This window comes from Pedobacter sp. UBA5917 (assembly GCF_002432345.1).
Taxonomy (GTDB): domain Bacteria; phylum Bacteroidota; class Bacteroidia; order Sphingobacteriales; family Sphingobacteriaceae; genus Pedobacter.
This window is the reverse complement of record NZ_DJDT01000306.1, coordinates 1-5,881: the sequence shown is the minus strand read 5'-3', so window position 1 is coordinate 5,881 and position 5,881 is coordinate 1. Positions and strand designations below refer to the sequence as shown.

General features: G+C 42.9%; 7 protein-coding genes. 5 read left to right on the top strand and 2 right to left on the bottom strand.

The window, feature by feature from the left end; translation table 11 throughout:
• On the bottom strand, positions 1–787 hold a 787-nt coding region (locus B2V92_RS21420), incomplete at its 3' end, for a YncE family protein (protein ID WP_293312044.1).
• 322 nt (positions 788–1,109) lie between these two features.
• Between B2V92_RS21420 and B2V92_RS21415 the strand changes: the two genes are divergently transcribed.
• Positions 1,110–1,958, top strand: a complete 849-nt coding sequence (locus tag B2V92_RS21415) for an NAD(P)-dependent oxidoreductase (protein ID WP_293312043.1) — start codon at positions 1,110–1,112, stop codon at positions 1,956–1,958.
• Positions 1,959–2,115: 157 nt separating this feature from the next.
• On the top strand, positions 2,116–2,550 hold the full coding sequence (locus B2V92_RS21410; RefSeq protein WP_293312042.1) for a VOC family protein: 435 nt from the start codon (positions 2,116–2,118) through the stop codon (positions 2,548–2,550).
• Positions 2,551–2,627: 77 nt separating this feature from the next.
• On the opposite strand, the gene B2V92_RS21405 is transcribed toward B2V92_RS21410, so the two are convergent.
• Positions 2,628–3,032: a nuclear transport factor 2 family protein gene (locus B2V92_RS21405; protein ID WP_293312041.1), complete on the bottom strand. Its 405-nt coding sequence runs from the start codon at positions 3,030–3,032 to the stop codon at positions 2,628–2,630.
• A gap of 213 nt (positions 3,033–3,245) precedes the next feature.
• On the opposite strand from B2V92_RS21405, the gene B2V92_RS21400 reads away from it, so the two are divergent.
• The 3 genes from B2V92_RS21400 to B2V92_RS21390 form a co-directional block, all read left to right on the top strand.
• Positions 3,246–4,229 carry a helix-turn-helix domain-containing protein gene (locus B2V92_RS21400; RefSeq protein WP_293312040.1) on the top strand — a complete coding sequence of 328 codons (984 nt, stop codon included), beginning with the start codon at positions 3,246–3,248 and terminating at the stop codon, positions 4,227–4,229.
• A 383-nt stretch (positions 4,230–4,612) separates the two neighbouring features.
• Positions 4,613–5,602 (top strand): hypothetical protein, encoded by a 990-nt coding sequence (locus B2V92_RS21395; protein WP_293312039.1) that lies wholly within the window; start codon positions 4,613–4,615, stop codon positions 5,600–5,602.
• 16 nt (positions 5,603–5,618) lie between these two features.
• Positions 5,619–5,881: hypothetical protein (locus B2V92_RS21390; protein ID WP_293312038.1), on the top strand; the 263-nt coding region annotated here is incomplete at its 3' end.

Below are 5,881 nucleotides of genomic sequence, written 5' to 3'. Positions count from 1 at the left end.
CCCTGCTGAACGCCATTTCCTGGGGAGAATATCCCCTGGGATAATATTCCTTTACAAACCGGTTTGTCGAGGTATCAAATACCTGGATCAGACCGATAAGATTACCCATCGATACGTAAAGAAGTTTTCCGTCCGGACTGATAAGCAAATTTCCCGGGCTTTCGTCCGTAGGTATGGTGGCGATAACCGATCTGGTCTGGGTATTGATAACCGAGATGTTATTGGCATTGGAAACGTTGTTGCCGTTAGCGTTGGCTACATAGGCCCTGCTGCCATCCTGGCTGAATACGATGCCGGCGGGCATCCGCCCAACAGGGATGGTGGCAACCACAGTATTGCTGACCGTGCTAATGACCGAGATGGTGTTGGCATCTATATTGGATATATAGACCTCACTGCCGCTGGGATTGACGCAGACATAAAATGGCGCGCGTCCCACCGCGATTGTTTTTTCTATGCGGTTGGTCGAAAGGTTGATTACCGAAACGTTATTGGTTCCGCTAGTGGGAATGTAGGCATAATCAGCGGTAACCGGTGTAGCGGTGATGGTAGCGGTAACTGCCGAGGCGCTGTTGTTAACGGCGGTGAACGAAGGTATATTGCCCGTACCGCTGGAAGCAAGGCCGATGGATAGCTTATCGCAGGTCCATCTGTAGGTACAGCCCGCCGGAAAAGTTACAGGCGCGGTGGTTCCGCCGTTGGTAACGGTCTGATCAGTCTGGGCCATTGCACCGTAGAACCGCAGAGATAAGCATACAATAAAAATCAGACGGATGAGAGCTGTCATGAGATTGGTAAGGTGTTGTTTTAAAGGTACAAAGGTAAGAACAAAGTTCCATATTCAGCGCAGTTGCGGTCTGAAGGGAGAGAAGGGGTATGGTTTTGGAAGAATAGTGTGTCTTCAACCGTTGAAGTGCCGGAGGAGGAGGCGATTGGCCTATTTTTCATTTTTTTTTGGTGTGCCCCTGAAGTCTTGCGTAAATAGGTAGCTTATAAAGTTAATCCCTCATTGTATTGCCCTTACAGACCTGATAATATTGATACCTACCAATAGATATTCACTTTTCTTACTGGTGTTCGCTATCTTTATCAGATCAATTAAACATTCTATGAAAGCATTTTTGGGAACAGGCCTTTTAGGGTCAAATTTTGTTAAAGCCATGCTCCGCAGGGGCGACAAGGTACAGGTGTGGAACAGAACTGCATCGAAGGCCAAGGCGCTGGAATTGGATGGTGCCAAGGCATTCGATGATATTATTGAGGCCGTTAAAGGAGCAGAAGTGATCCACCTTACACTTAAAGACGACGCTACTGTAAATGAGGTGCTGAATGCTGCCAGTAAGGGGTTTTCTCCGGGCATAACCATCATCGATCATACAACCACCTCGTTAGAGGGAGCCATCGAGAGAACTACGCTCTGGAAAAGTAAAGGTTTCGATTACCTACATGCGCCAGTATTTATGGGGCCTGCAAATGCCCTGGAGGGGAGTGGCAATATGCTGGTATCGGGAAACCAGGTTCTGATTGATAAGTTAGGGCCTGAACTTGCAAAGATGACAGGTAAACTCATCAATTTTGGCCCTGAAGAAGGAAAGGCGGCCGGAATAAAACTGATCGGTAATCTTTTCCTGATTTCTCTTACAGCAGGGCTTTCTGATGCACTTGGTCTGGCCAAAGCATTGGGGATCGATTCTGCAGAAGTAGCCTCATTATTCAGCTCATGGAACCCGGGCGCAGGTGTTCCGGTAAGGTTCGATAAAATACGGGCAGGCGATTTCAGTAAACCATCCTGGGAACTGGATATGGCACGTAAGGATGCCGGTTTAATGTTGAGTGCCGCACAACAAAATGGTGTAAGCTTAACCGTTTTACCAGCTGTGGCAGCATTGATGGATAACTGGATAGCAAAAGGACATGGGAATGATGACTGGAGTGTAATTGCAAAAGATAACCTCTGATCATATACCTGAAATCCGCAATACTATGCCTCCTGATAGTTCGTTTGTTTTATCAGGCTAAATGGATGTCTGTGAAAGCATTTTGGAGTTGAAAAGCCAGATCTACCTGCTGTTTCATGGCAGAGTTAATATAAACAATTAAACCAAAATATAAAATATGAGAGCAATTAATCCCTGGATCAACTTTAACGGCAATGCCGAAGAAGCTTTTACTTTTTACAAATCGGTTTTTGGCGGCGAGTTTACAAAAATCATCCGTTTTAAAGATTTATCAGGTCCCGAATTTCAGGTTGCCGAAGAGGAGGCAGATAAAATCATGTACATTGGCCTGCCACTTGGTAAAAACAATGTGTTGATAGCCAACGATGTTCCCGGTTTTTTGGGGCGGGTGAGTGAAAATGAAAACAGGTCTAAAATATATGTAAATACAGAAGGCCGTGAAGAAGCAGAACAGATATTCAGCGCATTATCTGCTGGTGGCGAAGTAGAAGGCCCGATTGGCGATAGTCCGTGGGGTACCTATGCCGGCATGTTCAGGGATAAATATGGCATTGAATGGATTGTAGAATTTGATCCGGCCGATAAGGGCTGAGGTTAATTCGTTAGTACTTAATAAAGATTCGACCAAACAGGCTGTCTCATTTTTAGGCAGCCTGTTTGGTTGTATGGTTAACCAACTGGCATACCTTTTATATCCCGGATAACCGGCACCATATTTAAGGCTTCGCGGATCAGTTTTATCTTACCATGCGCTGCTACTAAACGCCCCATATAGTGTTGGGCATATTCTTTACCGTTGGTGGCAATAACTGCGGTGGCTTCATATTCACCAAAAGCCTGATCTCGGGTATCAATATGTATCCGGATATTTTTGAATTTAAATCCCTGGAATGTTTTAGGGAGGTTGGCTAAAAAGTTATGCAGTGTTTCCCGGCCTTCCCAACGGGCCGGCATACCCAGACTGGCGAGATAAGGCAATTCAATTGCGGCATCATCGGCAAACAGTTCGATCTGGAAATCAGGATTTCCTATATTTTCTAAGTAATCCAGTAATAATTCTTTTGCAGTTTTCATTTCTTCGTTTTAAAATATGTAAGCTGTTTCAACAGTACAAATATGGCAGGTAATAACAAGCCTTCCATTGATTTATCGTAAGAAATGGCATTGATTTAGGTCAACGTTAAATGATGTTTTTAAAACCTATTTTATGGATTAATGTGTCTTAAATACGCGTTTTGAGACTGAGGAATGCAACTTGTCGATTTTTATTCTGTATTTTGTATCAAAATGTACAACAGGCAAACCGTAAATGAAGCTATGGAGAAAAAGGTTATCCCCTATATGACCCCTAACCAGTTTTATGCAGAATATCTTGATAGCGCGGCTAAACCATTGTTGTCCAGGGCTGCGCATGATCCGGAGGGAAAATATCCCAGCAAGGAGATTTTTTCAATAATGAAAATTGAAGAGTTTTCAAAGTTCATTAAATTTCCCATTATGCCAGCCAGAAGCACGGTATATGAGTTTTTTTGGATGAAAAAAGGGGAAATGGTAAGAACAGATATCCTGCAGAAATACATTGTAGGGCAGGGAAATGTATGTTTTTGCAAAGAGGGAATTATTAAATCCATTGATTCCTGTACAGCCGATGCCGAAGGCTATTTCGTGATCTTTGATAAAGAGTTTGTTCTACATTTTTTAAAAAACCAGAATTCGCTTGATGATCTTCCGTATTTTCAGGATGAGGGAAGTCCTGTGGTAAAACTTAATCAAGATAGTAATCAGGAAGTTGGCGGCCTGTTGGATAAGATTTATAACGAGCAACAGGTTAATCTTCCCGATAGGCAACAATATATAGGTATACTGTTATGCCAGTTTTTGATTATGATGAGGAGAGAAAGCGGATCAACGGTAAATAAAAGGAACCATTCTGCTGCCGAAATAATTACTTTGCGTTTTATTAAACGGCTCAAGCAGGATGTGCTTAAGCATAAATCTGTATTGCATTATGCCAATGCGTTGAATGTGACCGCCAACCACCTCAATAAATGTGTTAAAGAAAGTACGGGGAAACCGGTAACCACCCACATTAGTGAAATGATTGTGCTCGAAGCTAAGGTGATGCTGAAACAGGGAGATGCCAATATTTCGGAAATCGCTATAAGGCTTGGCTTTGAAAATATCTCTTATTTTACCCGGCATTTCAGAAAACATACCGGATATACCCCAACTCATTTCCGCGATAAATTTATTCTTCAGGTTGTAACATAAGCTGTGCAAATGTGCAACGTTTTTTCTGATAGGATTATCTAATTGCCTGTAAGCTCAATTTCTTGCTGCTAAAATAATTCTTTCTTTCCATCCCGTATGATGTTTGCGGATAGGTCTAACGCTTTTTTATAGGGCTGATCATCATGTGCCAGATTATTCGGCCATTTTTTTTTATATAGGTTCATCCGGAATGATTTGTACCAGTTTTGGAAGAATTACTTCTAACTGCGGGTAGCAGGCGCGGCCTACTTTTGTGCCGCGATTTAACCAGTAGTGAATGATCGGTGTAGATATTTTGATGTGATTGGGGTAGACGACTTCCTTTTAGATATCGGAGCGATAGGTTAAATCGTGATTTTGATTTTATAAATATTTCAGCGATCATGAAAAAAAAGCACCTCGTATTTGCTGTACTCATCACTTTTGGAATAGCGGTTGGAGTACTGAATGCCTGCAACAAGGACGACCTTAAGGGGATTACAAATGAATCGGTTTCATTTCAGCCCAGGTTATCGGATTATCATATTTTCTCAGGCAATCAAAGAGATTTAATTCCTGTGGAAGACTATCATCTCTATAGTTTGGCCACCCAGCTTTTTACCGATTATGCGGAGAAGCAACGCCTGATCAAAATTCCCCAGGGAACGAAATTGACCAAAGTTGATGACGGGTTGCCAGAATTCCCCGACAACACCATCATCGTTAAAACATTTTATTATCACCATGATAAAAGGAATGTAAACCTGGGTAAAAGAATTATTGAAACCAGGCTGCTTATTAAAAGTAAAGGCATATGGAATGTCGCTACCTACCTGTGGAACGCGGACCAGACTGATGCCACGCTTCTGGAAGGTGGTACCAATACAGCGGTTAACTGGATTACCGAAACAGGAGAGAAAAAAGTGATCGATTACCATGTGCCCAACAAAAGGGAATGTGCAACCTGCCATAATTCTGATGACCAGATTATCCCGATAGGGCCGAAGTTGAGGAACCTGAATTTTGATGTTGCTGTTAACGGACAGGCTACAAACCAGTTAAAATCATTCCAGAATTTGGGTTTGCTCAATAGTTTTGATTCCCATGCGGTTAAAAGCCTTCCGGTTGCATTTTCACCCAATGTTTCACTCGAAGAAAGTGCGAGGGCCTATCTGGAAATGAACTGCGCACATTGCCATAACCCAACCGGCGACGCAAAGAAAACAGATCTTTTTCTGCAGTATGTTCTACCGATCGATCAGACCGGAATCCGTAAAAAAGGGGATAAGATCGTAAGTAAAACGCAGAAAGGGGTGATGCCACTGCTTGGAACAACCATTATCCACATGGAAGGCATACAGTTGATCAAAGACTATATCGAGAGCCTTAAATAAAATGAACCCAATCAAAATGAAAAAAATATTTTCTACCGGCAAACTTTTAGCTTTTTTCAGCAGTCTTTTAACGCTGGTTTTATGTTCAACCGCCTGCTTTGGGCAGGGAAATCCGCAAGCTGCGCGTTCAAGATGGTCGTATGGATTGAGGTTTTCTGGCGGGTTAAGCGGTCGGACATTGAAGGGTAACAGCAGCACCGTTAACCTCCGTAATGCAATGGAAAAAGGTAAACCCGGATTTGAGATCGGAGCGCAGATGAACTATCGGCTTTCGGAGCG

Excerpts from the sequence above, each read along its gene's own strand:
- B2V92_RS21410 (WP_293312042.1), top strand. The coding sequence starts at position 2,116 with ATGAGAGCAATTAATCCCTGGATCAACTTTAACGGCAATGCCGAAGAA.
- B2V92_RS21400 (WP_293312040.1), top strand. The coding sequence starts at position 3,246 with ATGTACAACAGGCAAACCGTAAATGAAGCTATGGAGAAAAAGGTTATC.
- B2V92_RS21405 (WP_293312041.1), bottom strand. The coding sequence starts at position 3,032 with ATGAAAACTGCAAAAGAATTATTACTGGATTACTTAGAAAATATAGGA.
- B2V92_RS21395 (WP_293312039.1), top strand. The coding sequence starts at position 4,613 with ATGAAAAAAAAGCACCTCGTATTTGCTGTACTCATCACTTTTGGAATA.
- B2V92_RS21415 (WP_293312043.1), top strand. The coding sequence starts at position 1,110 with ATGAAAGCATTTTTGGGAACAGGCCTTTTAGGGTCAAATTTTGTTAAA.